Source organism: Holtiella tumoricola (assembly GCF_027857615.1).
Classification (GTDB): Bacteria; Bacillota; Clostridia; order Lachnospirales; family Cellulosilyticaceae; genus Holtiella; species Holtiella tumoricola.
On the sequence record NZ_JAQIFT010000069.1, the window covers coordinates 196,622 to 219,282 of the forward strand.

The 22,661-nt window shown below is 34.2% G+C and carries 20 protein-coding genes; 4 read left to right on the forward strand and 16 right to left on the reverse strand.

Going from position 1 to position 22,661, the window contains the following annotated elements; translation table 11 throughout:
• Positions 1–178: 178 nt before the first annotated feature.
• The 15 genes from PBV87_RS21655 to PBV87_RS22985 form a co-directional block, all read right to left on the reverse strand.
• Positions 179–940, reverse strand: coding sequence for a PHP domain-containing protein (locus PBV87_RS21655; RefSeq protein WP_271013726.1), 762 nt, complete (start codon positions 938–940; stop codon positions 179–181).
• 154 nt (positions 941–1,094) lie between these two features.
• Positions 1,095–1,259 carry a zinc finger protein gene (locus PBV87_RS21660; RefSeq protein ID WP_271013727.1) on the reverse strand — a complete coding sequence of 55 codons (165 nt, stop codon included), beginning with the start codon at positions 1,257–1,259 and terminating at the stop codon, positions 1,095–1,097.
• 97 nt (positions 1,260–1,356) lie between these two features.
• Entirely contained in the window at positions 1,357–2,505 is a 1,149-nt protein-coding gene (locus tag PBV87_RS21665; protein WP_271013728.1) for a TolB family protein, read from the reverse strand.
• Positions 2,506–2,577: 72 nt separating this feature from the next.
• Positions 2,578–4,038: a sensor histidine kinase gene (locus PBV87_RS21670; RefSeq protein ID WP_271013729.1), complete on the reverse strand. Its 1,461-nt coding sequence runs from the start codon at positions 4,036–4,038 to the stop codon at positions 2,578–2,580.
• Positions 4,028–4,717 (reverse strand): response regulator transcription factor, encoded by a 690-nt coding sequence (locus tag PBV87_RS21675; protein WP_271013730.1) that lies wholly within the window; start codon positions 4,715–4,717, stop codon positions 4,028–4,030. Before PBV87_RS21675 ends, PBV87_RS21670 begins: the two co-directional genes overlap by 11 nt.
• A 109-nt stretch (positions 4,718–4,826) precedes the next feature.
• Positions 4,827–6,158, reverse strand: coding sequence for an ABC transporter permease (locus tag PBV87_RS21680; RefSeq protein WP_271013731.1), 1,332 nt, complete (start codon positions 6,156–6,158; stop codon positions 4,827–4,829).
• 10 nt (positions 6,159–6,168) lie between these two features.
• Positions 6,169–8,532, reverse strand: coding sequence for a COG1361 S-layer family protein (locus PBV87_RS21685; protein WP_271013732.1), 2,364 nt, complete (start codon positions 8,530–8,532; stop codon positions 6,169–6,171).
• Positions 8,516–9,238: an ABC transporter ATP-binding protein gene (locus PBV87_RS21690; protein ID WP_053985713.1), complete on the reverse strand. Its 723-nt coding sequence runs from the start codon at positions 9,236–9,238 to the stop codon at positions 8,516–8,518. The genes PBV87_RS21685 and PBV87_RS21690 overlap by 17 nt, the downstream gene beginning before the upstream one ends.
• A gap of 110 nt (positions 9,239–9,348) precedes the next feature.
• Positions 9,349–10,284, reverse strand: coding sequence for a polysaccharide deacetylase family protein (locus PBV87_RS21695; protein ID WP_271013733.1), 936 nt, complete (start codon positions 10,282–10,284; stop codon positions 9,349–9,351).
• A gap of 27 nt (positions 10,285–10,311) precedes the next feature.
• Positions 10,312–10,611: a hypothetical protein gene (locus PBV87_RS21700; protein ID WP_271013734.1), complete on the reverse strand. Its 300-nt coding sequence runs from the start codon at positions 10,609–10,611 to the stop codon at positions 10,312–10,314.
• A 68-nt stretch (positions 10,612–10,679) separates the two neighbouring features.
• Complete coding sequence (locus PBV87_RS21705) at positions 10,680–12,266, reverse strand: HAMP domain-containing sensor histidine kinase (RefSeq protein WP_053985716.1); 1,587 nt, start codon at positions 12,264–12,266, stop codon at positions 10,680–10,682.
• Positions 12,253–12,954, reverse strand: coding sequence for a response regulator transcription factor (locus PBV87_RS21710; protein WP_053985717.1), 702 nt, complete (start codon positions 12,952–12,954; stop codon positions 12,253–12,255). The genes PBV87_RS21705 and PBV87_RS21710 overlap by 14 nt, the downstream gene beginning before the upstream one ends.
• A gap of 118 nt (positions 12,955–13,072) precedes the next feature.
• On the reverse strand, positions 13,073–13,792 hold the full coding sequence (locus PBV87_RS21715) for a hypothetical protein (RefSeq protein ID WP_271013735.1): 720 nt from the start codon (positions 13,790–13,792) through the stop codon (positions 13,073–13,075).
• The gene (locus PBV87_RS21720; protein ID WP_271013736.1) at positions 13,793–16,300 is read right to left on the reverse strand and encodes a UvrD-helicase domain-containing protein; all 2,508 of its coding nucleotides are present in this window, start codon (positions 16,298–16,300) and stop codon (positions 13,793–13,795) included. It abuts the gene before it with no gap.
• Between the two features lie 123 nt (positions 16,301–16,423).
• A complete protein-coding gene (locus PBV87_RS22985; protein WP_271013737.1) occupies positions 16,424–17,386 on the reverse strand; it encodes an FHA domain-containing protein in 963 nt (320 codons plus the stop codon).
• A gap of 121 nt (positions 17,387–17,507) precedes the next feature.
• Here PBV87_RS22985 and PBV87_RS21730 point away from each other — a divergent pair, with 121 nt between their 5' ends.
• From PBV87_RS21730 to PBV87_RS21745, 4 genes are all read left to right on the forward strand, one after another.
• Positions 17,508–18,326, forward strand: a complete 819-nt coding sequence (locus tag PBV87_RS21730) for an energy-coupling factor transporter transmembrane component T (RefSeq protein ID WP_271013738.1) — start codon at positions 17,508–17,510, stop codon at positions 18,324–18,326.
• Complete coding sequence (locus tag PBV87_RS21735; RefSeq protein WP_271013739.1) at positions 18,299–19,936, forward strand: ABC transporter ATP-binding protein; 1,638 nt, start codon at positions 18,299–18,301, stop codon at positions 19,934–19,936. The genes PBV87_RS21730 and PBV87_RS21735 overlap by 28 nt, the downstream gene beginning before the upstream one ends.
• Positions 19,923–20,609: an ECF transporter S component gene (locus tag PBV87_RS21740; protein ID WP_271013740.1), complete on the forward strand. Its 687-nt coding sequence runs from the start codon at positions 19,923–19,925 to the stop codon at positions 20,607–20,609. The genes PBV87_RS21735 and PBV87_RS21740 overlap by 14 nt, the downstream gene beginning before the upstream one ends.
• Before the next feature lie 71 nt (positions 20,610–20,680).
• Positions 20,681–21,190: a DUF4430 domain-containing protein gene (locus PBV87_RS21745; RefSeq protein WP_053985724.1), complete on the forward strand. Its 510-nt coding sequence runs from the start codon at positions 20,681–20,683 to the stop codon at positions 21,188–21,190.
• 74 nt (positions 21,191–21,264) lie between these two features.
• Here the strand turns inward: PBV87_RS21745 and PBV87_RS21750 are convergent, their stop codons facing one another.
• Positions 21,265–22,527 (reverse strand): cytochrome c biogenesis protein/redoxin, encoded by a 1,263-nt coding sequence (locus tag PBV87_RS21750; RefSeq protein ID WP_271013741.1) that lies wholly within the window; start codon positions 22,525–22,527, stop codon positions 21,265–21,267.
• Between the last annotated feature and the right edge of the window lie 134 nt (positions 22,528–22,661).

The following is a 22,661-nucleotide window of genomic DNA, read 5'->3' on the forward strand; positions in this document are numbered from 1 at the left end:
TATTTTAAATTTGTCATCTATATATTTCATATATTTTAATATTTATAGTTCGTCATTTATATCATTTAGGATTTTTATTACAATGTATTTATTAAATTCATTATTATCATATCAGCTTTTATACTTTTATTTCAGCAAAATGTCATAAACAATCACTTTTATGTTGTGAATTGCATTTTCAGTCATTATCTCTCATTATTGTTGCCGGCTTATAGCACTGCTCTTGTCTAATTCCAAGTACCTCTATCATTTTTTCTACATAGCCTAATTCACATACTTCCTCTAACTTATGCCCATCGCACCCAAAAGATAGTTTCACCCCTTGCCTTAGTGCCTTTTGAACTAACTGCATATTGGGTTCATGCCATAACCCAGATACTTCTAGTGCAACCTGATACTTTTTACATAGTCCAATCATCTCATCTTCCCATTCTACTAAAAATCTCGTTCTCCCCAAATCCTCATAAAATGGGAGTACTGTTGGATGTCCATAAATATCTACACGTTGTGTCTTAAATGTTCCTTCCACCATTTTTAAGATTTGTTCCATATAGTGTTCACATAAACCTTTATTATAGTTTGGGACATAGTTATTATGATGCTTTGCACGATTTCCAAAATAGCTACTTAACCATTCCTTTTCTCTATGTTCATTGAAGTAATAGTGTACACTTGCAATACAATAATCCAACTTATAGGCTAATCTATCTGGTAATCTAAAGTCTTCGCCTATATTAGCTTCTGCTCCTCTTAATACTTCATAACGTCCTAACGTATCTAAATAGCGTTCTACAGCATCTAGTGTATTAATACCTCCACAAAAGATATGATCTGATATTCCTAACTTATAGCCCTTTTCTTTTGCCTTTTGTATAACATACTCAATAGATGCTGAACCATCTGACAATGTAGTATGTGTATGTAAATTATAAATTTGCATTTTCTCATCCCCTAATCTCTATGTTTTTAAGTCATGTTATTAAATAGCTATATTCTACTTCTATAATAATTTATTTCAAAATATCATACAATTCTTCCTGTTAAATAATTTAGAAACAAAATAAAAGGAGTGTTTTCACACTCCTTTTACACACTTACTTAAATGTCCCACACATTCTACAAGTAAGAGATTCTCTTTTGTTTTCGGTTTTACATTTTGGACAAACCCATATCTTACCATTAGCAGTAGTTGTATCGTTTGTAGTATTTACCCCTTGATTTACTTTTTCTTTTTCTGCTTTTTGACGTTTGCCAAACATAAAATTCCCCTTTCAAAATCAGTTGTTCAAGTTTTCCCTACATCTTTATTATATTAGCAGAACTTGTACTTTATTTATCAAATTCCTTTAATCTTTTCTACTTTAAAGAAATAATATATGTTACATCCATTTCATCAAATGGATTTTCTCCTTTTTTAGCTACTTTGCCATGAGCCATAATCTTATCTCCTTCCGGACTCCATGCCATAGGAATATAGTATTCTCCTGAAGAAACTAATGATTTTTTATTTGTTTCTACTTCTATTAAATAAATTCCTTTATCTCCTTCTTCATTAGATATATAGGCAATATTTTTACCATCCTTAGACCACCTTGCACCGTATATACCTCCTTCAGCTAAAACTTGTCTATTTTGTCCCTCTAAATCTATAAGTATGAGTTCATTTAAATATGTCTCTGAATTAAATGTAGTCATCAATATTTGCTGTTGATTGGGAGAAACTTTAAATTCTAATACTTCATCTGTTACTAATGTTTTCTTATCTTTTTTCTCTATATCATATACTCTTAATTTATTATTTTCTTCTGACCCACTCTTAATGGTTGTATAATATATCTTATCTCCCACCTTCATTGGTTGTGGCATACTTAATCCATTTAATAAATCCTGCGTCCCCATTACACCACTTTCTACATCCTTAATCTTTGTAATAGTTCCATTAATATTAATTACAGCAAAACCTCTAATACTACTACAAGGCATGATAATTTCTTCATCATTAATCCATTGTGCCTCACTTAAATCATAGGGATCCATATCAGCATCTAAAATTTCAAATGTTAGATTGCCATTCTCATCTATAATATATCCTGCGCCTTGTTCCTGATATTGATTTCTATAAAATATATGTTTACGATCTGGTGCAAAAATACCTCCATCTTGGAACTTTGATTGATCATGAATGCCTATTGATTCTTTTGTACGTAAATCATATAGAAACATATTTTTGACTTTAAAATTTCCAACAGCCGTTTCAACTTCTTCTAACTTTTCATTTTCCTTGGTCATAAGTATTTTATCTTCATTTAGCCAATCATATCCTGTTATTCCTTCATAAATATCTACTTTAGAAGCTATAATATGAGGTGGCGTAATGGCCTTTGTATCTTTTATCACTTTAATAGGGGTTTGCTGTTTCTTTGCAGATGTATATTGTACACATCCTATTGTAGCAACTGAAGTTGCAGCTAATAAACTTATTACTAAAAATTTTCTTTTTAACATTTTATATTTCCTCCATACTTTTTATAACTCTACTATACCTTAATCATTTTTCAAAAGTATCTCTAGTTGTTTCTAAACTGTAAACTTTTCTACTTTTGGAAAAGTAATTAAAAATGTTGTCTCTAGGTCATCTAATAAAGCAATTGTTCCTTGTTGTTTTCTCACTAACTCCTGTACAAGGGAAAGCCCTAGTCCTGTCCCACCATACTCTTTAGAGCGATCTTTATTCACTGTATAGAATGGCTCAAAGATTTTATCTTTTTCTTCTTTAGCAATACCAATGCCTGTATCTCTTATTTCTATATAAACCCGTTGATCCTTTGTATAAGAAGTAATAAATATTTTACCATTTATTCGATTATACTTAATCGCATTATCTATCAAATTAATAAATATATGTATCAGGTTTTGTTGATCTCCAAGTATCCATCCATGCCCTAAGGATCTTATCAAACTTATATTAAACTTTTTAGCTTTCCCCTCCATCCTACTACACACGTCTTCTAATACCTCTTTTACGTCTATATGCTCAAAATGACATTCAAAATCGTATTGCTGCATTGCAGATAAATACAATATTTTTTCTACCATTTCATATAATCGCTGTGTTTCTTTTCCTATATTAATCTTTGCATCCTCAAGTAGCTTATGATCATCTGTATATATATTTAATAAGTCTATATAGGTTTTTATTACGGTAAGAGGTGTTTTAAATTCATGTGTTATATTTCCAATAAATGTTTTTTGTTGCTGTTCTAATATCTTAAGCTTATCTATAACATGTTTAAGCTGTTCTTTATCTTCTTGTATATTTTTTATATTGCGCTCAATTTCGTTACTCATATAATAGATACCTTCACTTAATTCTCCTATTTCATCATTTCTTTTCAGAGGTATAGCATTATCATATTGACCTCTTTTAATTTTTAAGACCTCTTTTTTAATCTTAATAATATCTTTAGAAAACGTGTTAAAATAGGCATACGCACTTATAAAACTTAATAGAAACACAACTGCTCCTATCTCAATAAACAGAGCTTTTATAGATTCATAGAATTCTATATAGCCTTTAAGTGAATAGTGAAATTGAATAACTCCTATTTGCCCATCCCCGTAGAGAGGTGCCATATAATCTATATAGCCTCCTACCATTTGATAAGCAATTTCATTGTTTAATGCATGAACAAGTAAAGATTCATTTTCCATTTCTACAGGATAAGAAACAGAGTGAGTTATTACATTGCCTTGCATATCATATATTGCCATTTCAATTCCACTTAATGAATGTAGATTTAAGATTATATTTTGTCCATTTTGTTGCAAAAATTCTTGTTGATTTTCTAAGGGATTGAGAAGATTCATTTGTCTAATGTAGCTATTTGCCATTTTAGCTTGACTTGCCAAATAGACTTCATACTCTTTTACTTGATTAGTATGTATACCTTTTAAAATAAGTACATCCAAAATCCCCATAGTAAATATTAAAAGTGTTAATAAAAAAATGCTAAACTTCACTTTTATACTAATCTTCATCAGTTTCACCTACAAATTTATAGCCTATTCTGTATACTGTTTGTATAAGATTCTCATACTCTTCACCTAATTTTTTTCTTATTCTTTGTATATGAATATCTACTGTTCTTGTCCCTCCTATATACTCCATCCCCCAAACTCGGTCTAATAGTTCATCCCTTGTATACACACGTTCTCTATTCGACATCAAAAGAACTAAAAGCTCAAATTCCTTAGGTGTAAATTCTAATTCGTCTTCTTTTAAGATAACCTTCCTTTGATTAAGCCTAACTTGTAAATGCTTAACTCGCATCTCTTCTTGTTTATCCGTTGCCTTATAAAGTCTTCTAATTAATGATTTTGTACGTGCTATAAGTTCTAAAATATCAAAAGGCTTTGTTATATAGTCATCTGCTCCTAGCTCTAAACCTTGTATTTTATCTACTACATCACTCTTTGCAGTTAGCATTATAATTCCTAATTTTTCTTTATGCTCTATTTGCTTGCAGACCTCAAACCCATTCATAATAGGCATCATAATATCTATTATGACTATATGAGGTACAAAGCTTCTGACTTTATCTAATCCATCCTTTCCGTTATAAGCCACTTCCACTTTGTAGCCTTCTCGTTTGAAAGCATACGCTATAAGATCAGCAATATTTTTTTCATCTTCTACAATTAAAATCTTTTCCTCCATTGTAACATCCTCTTTTCTAGTATTTTAAATAATACTTAAAGCCTTATTCGGTACTATCCGAATAAGGCTTTTTATGCTAATTACTATATATTGTCTAAAAATTTAATTTCTACTCTGTGCGAATCGCTGTAAGCGCAGATAAACTCATTGCACGTTTAGCCGGGAAGTAACCTGCTACTAACCCTATAACTGTTGAAAAAGTAAGGGCAGCTAGTGCTAGCCACGGAGGTATAATAGATATGGCACCTCCACCTTCACTTCCCATCATGGACATCATGCCACCTGCTACTTGTGCTCCAAATTTATTGATGAGAAAAGAGGTTATATAAGATACGGTTACACCAACGCCACCTCCAAGTGCTCCAATTAAAAGCGCCTCTACAAGAAATAGTTTCTTTATGTCCGTAAGCTTGGCACCAATAACTTTCATAACACCAATTTCTTTTGTTCTCTCGTAAATAGACATCATCATGGTATTAGTAATTCCAATCGCTGCAACAAGAAGTGAAATGCCGCCTATACCCCCGAGCATTATTTGAATACTACTAGAAACTTTTTTCATTTCATTTAAATATTCCATTGGACTGTAAGCTCTAAATCCTGCATCTTTTATAGCTTGTTGCACTGTTTCAACTTGACTTTCATCAGCTACTTTCACACGTACACTTTGGTACTTATTTTTATCCTTATTATTTTCTTCCTGACCATTGTTAACCTTTTTATTATATCTTTCTTGCTCTTCTTTTAACTTTTCAAATAGATTGAGGGGTACTAGGGCTATATAACTATTTTCCCAATCTTCCTCTTTAAAAAGTCCTAATACGGTTACACGTTCTTGTCTTGGTACTTCAATCTGATTACCATCCTGGTCTGACACGGGCTCGTTGGTATCATAACTATATTGCCCTAAATCAATTTTAACCTGGTCTTCCCCTAACTCAAATTCCTTTGCATCAGGCGGTTTATTCCAATTAATCTGTTGACCTGGTTTTACAAACTGGCGTGTAATTTCTCTTCCTAATACAATAGCCTTAGTATCTGTTTTATCAAAAAGTTTGCCTTCTCCAACTTTATATCCTAGTATTTCCATTTCTTCTGCTGATAAGCCACGTATTTCTATCTGGCTGCTAGTACGGTACTTTCCAAACTTTAAGTAAACATTGATACTTCTTGATGGTACTACCTTTTGTACACCTGGTATTGCTTCCATACTTTTTAGAGCCTTATCATCTAACTTAGGCGCTTTGGGGTCTGACCATGTATTAGGGGAAACCTCAATAACTGTGAGTGACTGCATTTCTTGCATTTGCTTTTTAAAATTTTCATCCATGGCAATACCTAATGATAACATCAAAATAATAGAAGTTGCCCCAATCACTACACCTAAGATGGTGAGAAAAGTACGGAGTTTACGCCGCCATAAACTCCTAATACTCATCATTAATAAATCATTAATCCTCATCTTCTTCACTCTCTAAGCGTTGTTTACGTTTTTTCATAACAATACCTGTTATTCCCGCGGCACTTCCTATCCCTACCACTATTCCAAGTATAATAGGCCATTTAGCTTGTTTTTCTTCTTCTAAAGGTGGTAACATTTCATCCATTCCTCCTTCAGTATCAGTCATACTTGCTGTTACATCCATTTGGAATTCATATTCATAGTTTTGTACTTGTCCTGCTACATCTTCATACTCTATTTGAATCTTACCTGTTAAGTTTCCCTCTTGAAGTGGTGTAATGGTTGGCATGTAAGTTTTAGAGTTACCCTTTTCTAAAGAACCAATAATAAGCGTATTATCTTGTACCTCAAAGCCTTCTCCAACAGTTTTTACTCTTACATTACTAATATCTGTCTTTCCTGTATTATAAATTGTTGCAGAAACTTCTGTTGGTCTCCCTACTTCTGTAGACTCTACTCTCACCTCAGCTACTTCTAGCTTAGTTACTTGTTCTACAGGTATACCAAACCTTTCTGTTGCTGTGATTGCTTCACCTTTATCATCTTCATATTCCATCTCTAGAGTAATTTCATAAGTTTTAGGTTTAGCGCTTGGAAGTGTATATAGTCTAATTTTTTTCGTATCCATTTCTCCTGGAGAAAGCTGACTAATAAAGAATGTATTACTTGCACCTACTGGTGTGAATACACTTCCTGTATCTTTTTCTCCCTGTTCTTTAACTGTTAAATTAGCTTTTAAGTTTTGTACTTTTTTATCACTGCTTGTATTTAAGAAACCAATCTCTAAATCAAACTCCTCACCTGCTCTTACAACAACTGGACTAGAACTATAATTGCCTACAATAACTTTAGGCTTACCTTTCCCTTTATTCCCCTCAGTTGTATCCTTTTCATTTTGAACAGATACTGTAGCATATTGCTTAATACTTACTTCTTTTCCATTAAGCGTATAATCAGCAGAAATTTCAATAGGATAAGTCCCTGTTGTTACACTTTGTGTAGCGACAAAATCTACGAGGTAGCTTTTTGACTGTCCTTTTGTTAATTTGGGTTCAATAAAAATACTTTTAGATTTTGATACGATACCTTCTCCGCTTTTAACTTCGATTTTAACATTCTTTGCCTCATCTGGTGCTGCGACTTTAAAGCCAACATTAAAGGCCTCTCCTACCTTTTTAAGCCCATTTGGCTCTTTAGTTGTTAAAATTTCAATTGCTTTTTGTGATACACTACCTTTAGTACTTAAATAAATATATTGGCTATTGGTTTTTGTCTCTCCTAAATCATCTATGTAGCTTAACTTCATTTCTACAGGCAAATTAAAACTGGTTGTATCGTTAACAATTAAACTCACCGGTATAGATTGTGTTTTATTACTCCCTATGTTTTCGATATATTTAACATTGCTTCCATCTGCTACAAATACCTTTTCATTTGGAACAATCTCTAATTTTACATTTTTAGCTTCTACTTGCCCAACATTTTTAATATTTACTTGCACTGTTTTGGCTACATTAGCTTCAAATGCTGTACCATTATTCACAGAAACTTCTAGAGAAGGGGGTATAAAGTTACTATCTACTTTTAACTTAACTGTATGTACAGCCTCTCCTATTTTGACTTCCATCTCATGTATGCCTCTTGTAACCTTTTCATCAATATCTAATGTGATATAGTAATCTTTCTTGCTGCCTGGGTCCATAGCTGATAAATCAATTTTTTTCTTTTTTAAGGTAATTCCCTTGGCACTATTAGAATCCTTAATTTTAAGGTCCATAGACCCTGCTTCTACGTAAGACTTAGAATCATTCTTTATCGTTAATGTAATCTGTTGTGTTTGCCCTGCTACTACATTGAGCGTACTAGTAGAAAGACTTATGCCTTCCGATGCTTGTAGTGCTGCCTCTGCATTTTCAAGTACAATACTTGTTGTAGCCGTATCTGCTTTACCTTCAGTACTTGTATAGCCTACTTCTACCTCAACACTTTTGCCTTTTCCGTTATAAGTAAGGTCCATGACAACAATCGTCTTGCTACCTCCTTCATTTTCCATAATCTGTACACCTTGTACGTCTACGCTTGATTTAGTGCTTCCTTCTAACTCTATGTAACGTATTGCTTTTCTAAGTTCATCTACATTTTGATCTGTATCCACATTAATAAAAACATTAAAACGGTCACCCTTTTTCAATGACTTACTTACAGGTTTAGCTGACAAACTCATGCCACCTACTGCCCTAGCTCCTACATTTTCTATGGTTGCCGCCATTACTTGATAACTTGGTATACATCCACTTGCACAGACCACTAGACCTGCTAAGAATAAACTTGTAAATTTACGCTTGCTTTTCATAAATGATTTCCCTCTCATTCTCTTTTTTTATCTCTATTTTCCTTATTTCTCCATCAATCAAAGTAATAATACGGTCTGCATAGTCTGCTATTTCTGGGTCATGAGAAACAATGATTAATGTTTGATTATACTTTCTTGCCATATCTTTGATCATTTCCATAACTTCTATGGTTGTATGCGTATCTAAGTTTCCTGTTGGCTCATCCGCAAACAAGATAGTGGGGCGGTTTACAAAGGCGCGTGCAATACTTACACGTTGTTGTTGACCACCACTCATTTCTTTCGGTTTATGATGTAACCTTTTATTTAGTCCTACAGCTTTTAGCATTGCTTCTGCCTGCTTATCCCTTTTTGCTTTTGGCATCCCTTGAAAAATAAGAGGCAAAGATACATTTTCTAGAGCTGTTAAAGAAGGTATTAAGTTATAAGACTGAAATACAAATCCAATGTACTTTTGTCTAAAAGTAGCAAGCTCTACTTCACTGAGTTTTTCTACTCTTGTTTTCTTAACTTTGATGGTACCACTTGTAGGTTTCTCAAGTCCTGCTAGCATATTGAGAAGTGTTGACTTACCAGAACCAGATGTTCCAAACAAGCAGCATATTTCCCCTTCCTCTATTGTTAGATCAACAGACTTAAGGGCCACAATTTTTTCTTTTCCCATACGGTAGACTTTGCGTAAGCCTTCCACTTCTATAATGGCCATCTATCGTTCTCCTTCCTATTTCTTTTCATACCTCTAGCATACAAAAAGAACCTTAAGGCATGCTTTAGGCAACCTTAAGGTTTCTTAAGATAAGTTGTGATTACTTACTTTTATTTAAATTGTACAGGTGTTGTTTCACTTGTTATTGCTTTAAAACTAAATCCTTGCTCCCTCAGCCCTTTAACAATTTCAGGTAATGCTTCTACGGTTGTTCCTTTACCTGCTGCATCATGCATAAGAATATTAGCTTCTTTTTGATACTTTGCTTGAGATAATACGGAATCTACAATAACATTTTTATCTTGTCTTGCCCGACTTGCATCTGTTGAATCCACATTCCAGTCGTAGTAAATATAGCCCTTTTCCTTCACTTGACTGATAATTTTATCCATAAGTCCTACACCTCCATAACGATTGCTCACTGTATTATTTGACCCACCAGGAAAACGAATGATTTTTGCCTCAACACCTGTTAGAGATTTTACATAGTCTGATACAGTCATTAAATCTTCAAAAAATGAATCCACGCTCCTATATACTTGTGCATAATCATGAGTGGTGGTATGTAGCGCTAAAGTATGCCCTTCATCTACTATTCTTTTATATAGTTCTTCATAATCCGTTTTTTTAGTTACAAAAAAAGTTGCTGAAATATTGTTTAACTTTAAGAAATCTAATATTTTTATAGTATTTTGGCTTGGACCATCATCAAAAGTTAAATAAGCATATTTTTTATCACTCTCATCTTCATTCAGTAAACGTTCTACATCAATGCCTTGACTCTTGAGCAATGTAACTTCTGAATTCAGCTCTTGCATCTGTTTTGTAAGCTGATGATTTTTTTCTTTAGCCTCTTTTAGCTGAATACCTAGCATCTCTTTAGATGCTTCTAATATAGATGCTTTTTCTTGTATACTTTTTAATACTTCATTTTGCTCCTTGTTCTTTACATGAACCCATCCTGCTGTACTAAATAGTCCTATGGCACTGATAAAAAAGATTATTGCTATAAAAATTTCTCTTCTCCTTCTTTTTCTACGTTTCATTTTTCACCTCATTTTTTATATTCTTATTTATTTCATACTGTCCGGAATAAGGATCGGTTGATAATTCCATAAGATACCTGTTAGCTCATCTATTTTCTTTTCAAGAATTTTGCCATCTTCTTGTACTAACTTCATTTCCTGTTCTACCGTTATCTTATCCTTTTGTTTTTGATCAATGTGAGATTCTATCTTATCCATCTTTTTTGCTATCAAGTAGCCATTGGTCATACTTACAATCATACAAACAGTGGCGATCATAACTAAAACGCCACTAATTCCTTTATAGTTCAATCTCTTTTTCATTGATGCTTTTTTACGTCTAGTCATAATTAATTCCCTCACTTTCTAGCAACTTAAGCATATAAAAATAACCTTAAGGCATGCTTTACGCAACCTTAAGGTTTCTTAAGATAAGGCATTTGTATTCTAAATTCTGTATGGTAAGGTACTGTAGGTTTTGTAGCCAGTTGAATACTTCCATTATGAGCCTCTATAATACGTTTACTAATAGCAAGTCCCAGTCCTGAACCTTGCTTATTATTTCTTGAATCATCTCCTACTATAAATGGCTCAAATAAAGTACTTACCAAATGAGTCGGTATGCCTATTCCATCATCTGCTAAAATAATTTGAATATCTTTATCTTGCTTTTTAATGGTTACATATAGTGTTGTACCTATAGGATTATGCTTCATTGCATTAACCATTATATTTTCAAATACTCGCCTTAACTGAAGTGGATCAATTTCACACATTAGTGGTTCATCTGGTATATCAATATCTAGCATAAAACCGGAAAGTTCTACTTCATCGTACTTTTCAGCTAAGTAAGCACGCATATATTCACAGACATCCCATTTTTCTAGATTTAACTTAAACTCTGGATGCTCCAATTTACTATATTCATAGAAATTATTAATGAGCTGCGTCAAACCTGTAGCCTTATGATAAATAGTTGTTAAATACTGTTCAAGTTGCTCTTCTTTGACAAGACCATCACAAATAGCTTTAGAATATCCTTGAATCACTGTAATAGGTGTCTTTAAATCATGAGATATATCTGCTAACATTTTCTGCTTTTCTTGTTCTAACTCTTGTCTTCTTGCTTCACTTTCACTAAGCTGTATAGACATTTCATTGAAGTTTTCACAGATTTCAACGAATTCATTAGGCCCTTGATAATCAATAATAACTTCTTTCTGACCATTAGAAAAACTTCCTATTGCTGTATTCAATAAATTAAGTGGTTTTTTTACTTTACGATTGAGCCAATATACAAACAAAATCACCATCAAAATATAAAATATAATAAAAATATAATTAACGCCTCTTATAATCGTATAATAGCGATCAATATCTTCATCTCTTATACTTGGAGAAAAAATAAGTAGGGTATGTCCATCTTGATACGGATGCTTCCATACATCATACTCACTTGAAAAAGTACCTGTTAAATACTCTAACTCTCGCTCAGTATACTTTGTTTTACTCTGAGGTTTACTACTTGTTATTACATTTAAATCTTCATCTAATAATACATAGCCTTTACTATCTTCATCATAAGCACTCTCATATGTCATTAGCAGTTTTTGTTTTCCTGATGTTGTTACATATTCATCTATCAGTACATAATCATTCCCCATATAAGTTGGGATACAATCTATTTCCCCCTGTGTATATACGCCCATTGGCTTACTCTTATCACTTTGATAAACTGTTTTAAGATTTTGGTTTAAAATTTCAATATATCCACCTTTACCTAGAAACTTTTCAACTGTAACCTGACTGTAATCACCTTCTAAAACAGCTTGTTTATGAGTAATTAAATCGTCTACTTGTGGATATTTAAAAATCTCATCTGCTTTCATATAGGCAATACTATACAAACTCCCTAGTACAAATGCAACAGTAAGTGAAAAGAATATATAATGCCAAATAAGCATAGTAAATAGACTGGATCGTTTTCTTTTATTTGCTTTCAAATTTATAACCTAACCCCCTAACTGTTTTTATATACTTAGGGTTTTTAGAGTCTTGTTCTATTTTTTCTCTCAGCCTTGAAATATGTACCATCATTGTGTTGTCATCGTTTTCAAAGTATTCCCCATTAATTTTTTCATAAAGTTGTACCTTTGTATAAATACGCCCTGGTGATTTCATCAACAACTGAAGAATCTTATATTCTGTCGGTGTCAGAATGACTTCTTCACCTGATTTATAAAGTGTAAAGGTCTCTAAGTCTAAAGTTAATTCTCCTTGAACTAATGTATTTTCTTCTTGTTTAACTGCTTTTTCTGTATTTAAATCATAGAAACGACGTAAATTAGAACGCACCCTTGCAATGATTTCTAATGGATTGAAAGGTTTAGTTAGATAATCATCCGCCCCAATATTAAGCCCTAAGATTTTATCACTATCTTGATTTTTGGCCGTTAAAATGATAATAGGAATATTACTCATTTCTCGTATTTTTTTAGTTAATTCATAACCATTCATTCTAGGCATCATCAGATCTAAAAGAGCTAAATCTACAGCCTCTTTCTCTAATATCTCCATAGCCTCTACACCATCTTTGGCTGTAAGCACGCTAAAACCTTCATTTTCTAAATAAAGCTTTAAAAGCTGTATAATGTCCTCATCATCTTCTGCCACTAAAATTTTATAATGCATAGGCTTCTCCTTCTTTCTTTTTGTATATCTATTATACCCATTGTACCTAAATAAAGCCTATATGTAACCTTAAAATTTCTTAAGGTTGCATATAGGTTTATAATCTATCAGTTTATATCTAATGCATTTCGCCAAGAGGATATTGTGCTTCTAGGCCATCTTGATTAAAGGTTCCTAGATAGCATGTACCTGCTTTAATATATATGAGTTGTTCTTCTCCTATATAGTCAAATCGGTCTACATTCTCTGCTAAGACATGAAGGTGCCTTAACGTTGTATAGTACACAAGCCTTCCTATCTGATCTAAGCCTACAACTCCTTCAGGTACTACTATAAAACTTGTAAGGTTAGGCATAGAAAGCCATTCTCCATGTAATGTACAAATTCTCCCTGTTTTCACAAAGCAATGGACTTCTTCTTTATAAATAAAAAGTTGTTCGATTATATCCTCTACACCATAAAAGCAACAAGCCTGTTTACTTCTAAGATTATACGCTTTTACTTCTTTCCTATCCTCACTTACCACAAACAATTGTCCATGATGGACAAGAGCATTTGTTGATGCAAGAGGGGGCATTGCCTTTGCGCTCACTTGTAGCTTCTCCATCTGAGTAAGCATACTTGTCATCTTTCCATCATAATCACTTACTTTATCTACAAGCACTTCAGCCTGTTTACCGGTTTGTCCTAGCTTCTCTATGTTTAAAGTTGTTTGTAAACTATCTATTAATCTTTCAAATTGGTCTGTAAAAGCTTCTAGGGCTTCACCTAAATCATTACTTTCTTTTTTATTTTGGCTTATTTGCAATAATATCTTTTCTATTTGTGAAGATTCCATCTAGCATCTCCTTTCTTTTTCACTCACTAATCCCTGCGTTAATACCTCTAAAGCTTCACTTATTTCCCATATAGCAAGAGTCTGATCCACTTGTTGCTCTCTTTGCTCCATAAGCTCTTGCTCACAGTAGCCAAGACATAATCTTTCTACCTTCTCTTTTAATGCACCATGCAAGTAAGGTTTTAAATCTCTATGGTAGCTAAAACTTGGCTGCTTTAAAACTTGACTTACAAAATATTCATTTCCTTGTTCTAAGAGACAATGATAATACGCTTGTTTATTTCCTGCTAGCTTATAGCACCTTGTGGCTTCTTCAAAATACTCTTCACCTCTAAAAATTGCTCCTGCTTCTTCATAGCATCCTGCTTCTTCATGTTGCTTAGCCTTACAAATTTTAATACGATGTGCTACACCTGGTACTTTCAAATGCTCATAGGCAATTATTGCACGATCATACTTACCTGCTTGTTCTAACTTTAATGCTGCTTCAAAGAACTCCATCAACGTAGATTCTTCTAACAAATTAAAGATATTTGCATCAAAGCGTGTAGCATTTTGTGGAATGACACCCAATACAGTTTGGTATTGTCCCTGGCTCATCCCTTGATCAAGAAAACATATGTTTTCTTGAGAACGTGTAAGCGCTACATACAACATATTAAATAAGTAGCGATATAACTGGCTTTCTCCTAATGATTTTCTATCCTTAAGGTGTTCACCTATAACCTCCCACTTCTCTTTATAAATACTTAAGAGATTTACACAAATAATATAACGATTTTCCAACCCCTTAATCTCACTGATAGTAAAGATATGCGTATAATTATTAAGTCGTCGCTGTAAATACTGTTTTTGCACCTCATTAGGAACAACAATATACGTATAAGCTTTTTTAATAGCCTCTTGTAAAAGCTTGATTTGTTCTTCCTCATCGCCTATTAATGTATAGACATTGCCTTTCTCTTCTATCATGGCTTCTTCTTGTTCGCCATCATTACGCTTATCATAACCTAATAACTGCTGACGCACTAACCCAATATGGTTGCCCATCTTCACAATTTCCTGCGGATTACGATAATTACGTCTTAAGCATACTTGGTTCTCATCTTCTTTATAACGTAAGTTATGTCTTTCTAAAAAATTTACTACTCTCCTTGTATCAAAATAAGTAGGGGTAATGGTTTGATGGTAATCTCCACTCATCAAGAAATTCTGAGTATAGCGTACTAAGTTTAAGAGCATATAGAATTCTAGCTCTGTTAAGTCTTGGACCTCATCAATAACAAGCCAATCAAAAGAAGCAAATTGTTTTCCATTTTTAATTACCTCACGGGCTAAGTCATTTTCATCACATAAATTGTTTGCCTTAAGCCACTTTGTATAATCGCCCGCTAATTTATAAAGGAATTTTTTCTCCTCTATAGAATAGGGGGAATACTTTTCATCTAATTTTAAATAACTTGCTTCCTTGATAAGACCATCAGAAGTTTTTAACACTTCTAAGTCCCAAGTTATTCCTCCAAATCCTTTTAAAAGACCTCTGATTTCTTTCCATACATCATAAGCTTCTTTACCTCTACATACATTTTTATAACGAGGATTTTGCATATAATTGGCATAAGCATTACGGTAAAAGTCTTGGGTGAATTTTTCAAAGTCTACAAGTTCTCTCTCTCCTATGTATTGTCTTAAAAAGACTTTAATAGGATAAAATGCTATAGCATCTTCTTGAAGTTCTTGCTCAATTGCATCTAATTCATTACGTTTAACATTATTATAAATTCTCTTAGCTGTATCTAAGAGCTGAGAAGAATAAGTGAAATAGCCTACCTTCAAATCTGAATCTCCCTTTAAAAGTTGAATCAATTTATAGATACCAATGGTTGTTTTGCCACTTCCTGCACTTCCAAAAAGTAAAAAAGGTGCAAAAGGTTGATTGACACAGTGTCTTTGTTCTTCATTTAAGTAGAAAATTCCCTGTAGATTGTCTACATCAATTAATTCTTCCACATTCATATATTTAAAAGGTCTTGTTATACTTTTCTCTAGTTGATAATCCAATCGTTTTACTTGCCTTTTTACCACTTGTTCAACATTTTCTTCTAATTTAGCTTCAAGCTTACTACGTAATGTTTCTTCACTTTCCATCACTTCTTCTTCGTCAAGAGTAACTGTACTCTTAGCTCTGGCACTTAAAATCTGCTTGTCATGGGTACAAAATTCAAGAAGGACAAGGGCATCTTGCTCATCTTCTGGCAATCCTACTACATCCTTACCTTTCATAAAAAGTACACGATTCCCTGCTGACACCTTAAACTTCCACACCTCAGCAAGTTTAGTAGGTGCTTTTACCTTTTTTACACTATATTTATTTCCTACTAAATTTTTATCTTTGGTTGTATGCCATTCCCATACAAACTGCCCAATCTTATTCAGTATAGCTGCCTTATTCGTTTCTGGCAGGCTACGTTCAAATCGAACATCCATCAATAACTTTTGTTTATCCACCCTCTTCCCCCTTTCTATCTCATTTTATCATTAGCTTTATTATACTACATCTCTTTTAAAGACATACTACCAAAATGTAAAGAAGCTGTTACACTTTGGTGTAACAGCTTCTTTATATCTATACTATTCAATTCTGACCCTATAAGAGCCTTGCCCAATACCAATCTTATCATGGTTTTCTAACTTCATTTGACCTCGTACACGTTGATCATTTACGTAAGTCCCATTTGTCGAATTTAAATCTAGTATGTAAACTTGCCCATCCTTTTGATAAATCTTACAATGATTTCCTGATACTGTTAGATCATCTACAATAGTCCAGTGATGATACCCAGGATTACGCCCTATAGTTAAACTGTCTTCTAACCTAAAAGAATAATTTTCAAAAAGTTGACTGGTTTGCATCTTATAGAATTTAATAGTAAATACTCTATCATTTTCTATATGAGCCGTCTCAAACCTTGGAATTTGTACGCCTACTGCTGCCACTGTAGCTCCTACCACCTGTGCTTTTGCTGCTGCTTCTGCTCTGGCTACTTCCTCGGCTCTGGCTGCCGCTTCCGCTCTGGCTGCTTCCTCGGCTCTTACTGCCTCTTCCGCTCTGGCTGCTTCCTCGGCTCTTACTGCCGCTTCCGCTCTGGCTACTTCCTCGGCTCTTACTGCCGCTTCCGCTCTGGCTACTTCCTCGGCTCTTACTGCCGCTTCCGCTCTGGCTATTTCCTCGGCTCTGGCTGCCGCTTCCGCTCTGGCTACTTCCTCGGCTCTTACTGCCGCTTCCGCTCTGGCTGCTTCCTCGGCTCTTACTGCCGCTTCCGCTCTGGCTATTTCCTCGGCTCTTGCCTCCTCCTCCTGTACTGTTGGTTTTAGCTGTTGACCGGATTTTTGAGCTTTTGCTTGCTGCTTGGCTTCTAGTTTTTGTTGTTTTTTCTCGGCTTTTTTTTTATTTTTTAGTTCCTTTTTTGCATCACGTTTAGCTAACCCTTTCCACCAGATGGCTAAAAAACCAACGGCTACTAGGATAAATAAACTTGCACCTACAAGTGCATACTGCATTAAATCAACTGAAATATCTTTCACTTCTGTCACCTTCTTTTATGTTGTGTTGTTCATTATATCATAATTTACTTCAACTGTGTATAATTCTCCATTTTTACCTCATACTAAATTTGTTATATGAGTTTACTGTTTATGAAAGGGGGCTAGGCGTATGAAAAGTGGCTTTACAAGTATCCATCCCCTACTTTCTTTTTGCTATTTTTTCATATTTCTTGTTCTAAGTATGGTTGTCAAAAAACCATTATTTCTTTTTCTTTTGCTTATTCTCTGTACTATTCTTCTCTATTTTTTAGATGGTTTAGTAACTCTAGAGCAAAATCTAAAATTTTATCTATTTATGGCAGGCGTTATTCTAATTTTAAATCCTCTTTTCTCTACAGAAGGAACAACTGTCTTATTTTATCTTAAAAATCGTAGTATTACTTTAGAAGGTGTTCTTGGTGGTATTACTTTTGCACTATCTTTGCTCAACATCTTATTTATGTTTCTTGCTTATAACTTAATCATTACACCAAAAAAATTCTTATATTTATTTGGCAATATCATTCCTAAAATAGCCTTTATACTTACTATTATCATGGGATTCATCCCACTTTTTACAAGACGTCTTCAGGAAATTATAGATGTTAGACAGATTCAAAAAACTACATTTCCTAATCGCTCAAAGCTTTCTTTAAAAGAACGTCTTATAGAAGCTATGACCACACTTAACACTCTTGTAAGTTGGACACTGGAAGAATCTTTGGATAATGCTGTTTCTATGCGTGCAAGAGGTTATGGCACGACTAAGCGTACCTCATCTACTATCTATCACTTGGATTCTCGTGATAGATACCTTATAGCTATAAGCCTCTTCATAGGATGTTTAAGCTTGATTTATTTTTCAAGTTGGCTTATATTTGCTAGCTTACCAATTTTAATAGAAATGAGGGAACGACTCAGATGGCACTTTATGAAATCCAACACTTAAACTTCACCTATCCTAATCATAATGCTCCCACTCTAAAGGATGTAAATTTCTCTATTAATCATGGGGACTTTGTTCTTCTCTTTGGCCCCTCAGGATCAGGCAAAAGTACTTTACTCAGACACCTTAAGCAAGAAGTCAAACCTGTTGGTACTGAAGAGGGACACATCTTATTTGAAGGCCATCCTCTTTCTTCACTTTCTCCTCATGATGCAGCTAGTCGTATTGGCATGGTCTTTCAAAATCCTGACCAACAAATCGTCCTTTCTAGTGTCTATGAAGAACTTGCTTTTGGTATGGAGAATTTAGGTCTCTCCCCAAGCGAAATGCAACGTCGTATTGGTGAAATTAGTACCTTTTTAGGGATTAACCATTGGCTCTATAAAAATACTCATGAACTTTCTGGTGGGCAAAAACAACTTTTAAACTTAGCAAGTATTATGACCCTCTATCCAGATGTACTCCTTCTAGATGAGCCTACTTCACAACTTGACCCCATTACGACACAAAATTTTCTTCATATTTTAAAGCGCCTTAATGAAGAATTTTCTATTACCATTATTATGACTGAACACCACTTAGAGGACGTATTCCCTCTCGTTAATAAGGTTTTTCTTTTAAAACAAGGTACGATTACCTATACAGGTACCCCAAAAGCTTCTCTGATGCGCCTCTATGAAGAAAAATCACCTGAACTGTTAGAATATATTCCAGCTATAAGTAAACTTTATCTGGACTTGGTACAAGACCCTTTAGAAACAAGTATCCCTCTAACACCTAAAGATGCTAGAGCATGGTTTAACCATTTTGACTATCTTATAATGCCACCCTCTCTACAATCTAATGGGGTGCATTATAAGGAATATCCTTCTAGCCAAGAAGTTATTCTTAGCTGCAAAGACTTGTATTTTCAATATACCAAGACAAGTCCTTTAGTTTTAGAACGTATCGATTTAGCTGTTCCTCGTGGGTGTTTCTTAGCGCTACTAGGAGGAAATGGCTCTGGTAAATCTACATTTTTGAAAGTATTAGCAGGAATTTATAAGCCCCTAAAAGGTAAGATTAAAACTTCTGCTCGGATAGGTTATTTACCGCAAAATCCTATGACTTTATTCCATGAGCCAACTGTCAAGCAGCAGCTCTTATCCACCTTGCAGTCCTCTTCCTCTAAGGAGGAAGAAGCTAAACTTGATAATCTTATTCACTTTCTTCAGCTAGAAACACTTCTAGAGCATCATCCTTATGATCTGAGTGGAGGACAGATGCAAAAGCTTGCACTAGCAACCGTACTGCTTACAAAGCCTAATCTTTTACTACTAGATGAGCCTACTAAAGGATTGGACCCTGCAACTAAAGCTCAATTTGCTCAGTTACTTCAAACACTCCTAGCTCAAAATACTACACTGATTATGGTGAGTCATGATTTAGAATTTGTTGCAAAATATGCTACCCTTACAACTTTAATGTTCAGTGGACACCTACTTTCTTTAACTACTACTCATGACTTCTTTACAGACAATGTATTTTACACGACAGCTATTCATCGTTCTGTAAAGGGTAGGCTACCTGATGCTATTACTTTAGAGGAGGTACAAACACTTGTCCATTCGTAAAATATTTATTTTCTTAGGTATCGTACTTGGTGATGCGCTCTTACTCACCTTATCTATACGCTATCCTAAGTACTTTTTCTTGCTTAGTACGGCTATGATTTTGCTAACTATGTATCCTATTTTTCATAGTTTTGAAAAACGTTCTCTACAAGCCGAAGAAGTCATCCTTATTGCAGTCTTAAGTGCCCTAGGCGCAGTTGCTAGAATTCCTTTTTCAGCCTTACCCAGCATTCAACCTACATCCTTTATTATTATTTTAACTGGGGTCATCTTTGGTGGTGAAACTGGCTTTTTAGTAGGTGCTCTAAGTGCCCTTGCCTCTAACTTAGTACTTGGACAAGGTCCTTGGACTTTGTGGCAAATGTTTGCTTGGAGTATGATGGGGTTAAGCAGTGGACTCTTTCATACCAGGCACTATACAAAAGCTTCTGTTAATTTATATATTTTTGGCTTTATATGGGGATTCTTATTTGGTTGGATTATGAATATTTGGTCTGTTGTTTCCTTCTTTGATCGTCTAACCTTACCACTTCTTCTAACCTCCATGGCAACTTCCCTTTATTTTGACTTCGCGCATGCATTAAGTAATGTTATCTTCTTGCTACTGTTTTCAAAATCTTGGTTTCAAATTCTTGGGCGTGTTCAAGTCAAATATGGACTACTCAAGTTGTAACCTCCTGTCATTTTTTGCATAAAATGTAAGTGTAATCTTATATGATATTTTATAGCAAAGGATGATATTTGATGGATACAAAATCTTTAGCTCCTCTTGCAGTGGCTGCTGCTTATCTATTTATGAATCAAAATCCTTCTAGCTTAGTTAGAAGTTCTGATGATACATCACGTGCTGCTGACCCAAGTCAGTCTATCACCTTTGAAGTACTTGGTCCTGGTGGTAAGACAGTCATGGCACCCCCTACTAAAGTTACTGTTACCAATACATCTACAGCTCTAACCGCTTCTGTGGATGGACTAAAAGCTAATAAGCTTGCTTTCCAAACAAGTGGAAGTGGCGCCGGCACATATGTTACTTCTATCGGTGGCCTTGCTCAACAAGCTAATGGTCCTTTAAGCGGTTGGCTCTACAAGGTAAATAATGTTTTTCCAAATGAAGGTCCTGCTACTTATAAAGTTAAACCTGGTGATACTATTACTTGGGTTTATACAAACGATTTAGGTAAAGATGTAGGTGCACCTTCTGTTATGTTTGAAAATCGTGCTCACAAAATGCCAATGAATAACATCAACTTTTAAATAAAAGAGAGGCAACCCATTTTATCATTTTAAAAATGAGTTGCCTCTCTTTATTCTATCCTCTTAATATTTTACTATTGAACATCTTTATGATTCTCTTGTGTCTGCTTAATAACATCATCCATACTTTCTCTTGTCATCATCCCCTGTACATAGCCCTCTACTGATCCATCTGGATTAATTAAGAACGTAGTTGGGAAAGCCGAGATACTATAATAATAAGCAAGTGCACCTTCTTCATCCATTACTACTGGGAATGTATACCCATCTTTTTCTAAAAACTCAATGACTTCCTCTTTAGATTTTTCATTACCCATATTAGGAAAAGCTACTCCCAGTACAATAACCTCTTCTTCGTTTAAACCATAATCTTTATAAATCTGCTCAATATCTGGCATTTCTGCTCTACATGGTGGACACCATGTTGCCCAGAAGTTCATAAAGACTGTTTTGCCTTTATAGTCACTTAAAGTATGCGTATTTCCATATTGGTCTACTAATGTAAAGTCTGGTGCTTGAGGACGTTCCTCTTCTTGAGCAGGCTCCTCTGTTTGTACTTCATCTTTACTATTAGCTTGGTTTTGTTGCACTTCATTTTGCTCTGATACGGTACTATTTGCATTTGGTGCAACAAACTTAGGTGTTCTAATACCATTTACAAACAGTATAAATCCTACTATTAAAAGTAAGTAACCTCCTATTTTTTGAATCATACTCATTTTTAGCTTTACTCGATCTAATAATTTCAACATCTTTTCTGAAAAAATTGCTAAAAGCATAAATGGAATAATAAACCCTAGAGTATACACACCTATTAGCATAAATCCTGTTCCTTGACTACTACTTGTTGAAGCCATTACCAGCACTGATGCTAAAAGTGGCCCTATACAAGGCGTCCAACCAAAACTAAAAGTAAATCCTAGTAAATAAGCTGCTAGTGGATTCATTTCTTTAACTTGCATACGGAATTTACGTTCTTTTTGAAGAAATGGAATGTTTAGATCTCCTATATAAAAGAATCCCATTACAATGATGAATAAGCCACCACCAATTAAAAAGTAACGTTTATATTCATTTAAGAAACTTTTAAAAGCTCCAATCCCTACTCCAAGTATAAAGAAAGTCGTTGCAATACCTAGGACAAATAAGAGTGTATTACGTAAAAGTACTCTTTTTTGCGCTTTATGTGGCTCCTCATCTTCCAATATATTTATTTCACCATTTCCTGCACTTCTGGCAAGTACAGCTAAGTAGACAGGTAAAATGGGTAATACACATGGTGATAAGAAGGATAATATACCTTCTAAAAATACAACAACTACATTTAAGTTTTCCATGAATCCCTTCCTTTCTCTTCATTAATCTTTGATTTATTCTAAAATGAGTATAAGATATTTACATTAGACAAGCAATTAGGTACTTTTTTGTAACCGCCTTCTTACTACAAATAAATAAGCCTAAAACTTACTAA

Coding starts and splice junctions, on each gene's coding strand:
- PBV87_RS21715 (WP_271013735.1), bottom strand. CDS start 13,792: ATGGAATCTTCACAAATAGAAAAGATATTATTGCAAATAAGCCAAAAT.
- PBV87_RS21670 (WP_271013729.1), bottom strand. CDS start 4,038: ATGAAGATTAGTATAAAAGTGAAGTTTAGCATTTTTTTATTAACACTT.
- PBV87_RS21735 (WP_271013739.1), top strand. CDS start 18,299: ATGGCACTTTATGAAATCCAACACTTAAACTTCACCTATCCTAATCAT.
- PBV87_RS21690 (WP_053985713.1), bottom strand. CDS start 9,238: ATGGCCATTATAGAAGTGGAAGGCTTACGCAAAGTCTACCGTATGGGA.
- PBV87_RS21710 (WP_053985717.1), bottom strand. CDS start 12,954: ATGCATTATAAAATTTTAGTGGCAGAAGATGATGAGGACATTATACAG.
- PBV87_RS21675 (WP_271013730.1), bottom strand. CDS start 4,717: ATGGAGGAAAAGATTTTAATTGTAGAAGATGAAAAAAATATTGCTGAT.
- PBV87_RS21745 (WP_053985724.1), top strand. CDS start 20,681: ATGGATACAAAATCTTTAGCTCCTCTTGCAGTGGCTGCTGCTTATCTA.
- PBV87_RS21695 (WP_271013733.1), bottom strand. CDS start 10,284: ATGAAACGTAGAAAAAGAAGGAGAAGAGAAATTTTTATAGCAATAATC.
- PBV87_RS21680 (WP_271013731.1), bottom strand. CDS start 6,158: ATGATGAGTATTAGGAGTTTATGGCGGCGTAAACTCCGTACTTTTCTC.
- PBV87_RS21750 (WP_271013741.1), bottom strand. CDS start 22,527: ATGGAAAACTTAAATGTAGTTGTTGTATTTTTAGAAGGTATATTATCC.
- PBV87_RS21660 (WP_271013727.1), bottom strand. CDS start 1,259: ATGTTTGGCAAACGTCAAAAAGCAGAAAAAGAAAAAGTAAATCAAGGG.
- PBV87_RS21700 (WP_271013734.1), bottom strand. CDS start 10,611: ATGACTAGACGTAAAAAAGCATCAATGAAAAAGAGATTGAACTATAAA.
- PBV87_RS21655 (WP_271013726.1), bottom strand. CDS start 940: ATGCAAATTTATAATTTACATACACATACTACATTGTCAGATGGTTCA.
- PBV87_RS21730 (WP_271013738.1), top strand. CDS start 17,508: ATGAAAAGTGGCTTTACAAGTATCCATCCCCTACTTTCTTTTTGCTAT.
- PBV87_RS21665 (WP_271013728.1), bottom strand. CDS start 2,505: ATGTTAAAAAGAAAATTTTTAGTAATAAGTTTATTAGCTGCAACTTCA.
- PBV87_RS21685 (WP_271013732.1), bottom strand. CDS start 8,532: ATGAAAAGCAAGCGTAAATTTACAAGTTTATTCTTAGCAGGTCTAGTG.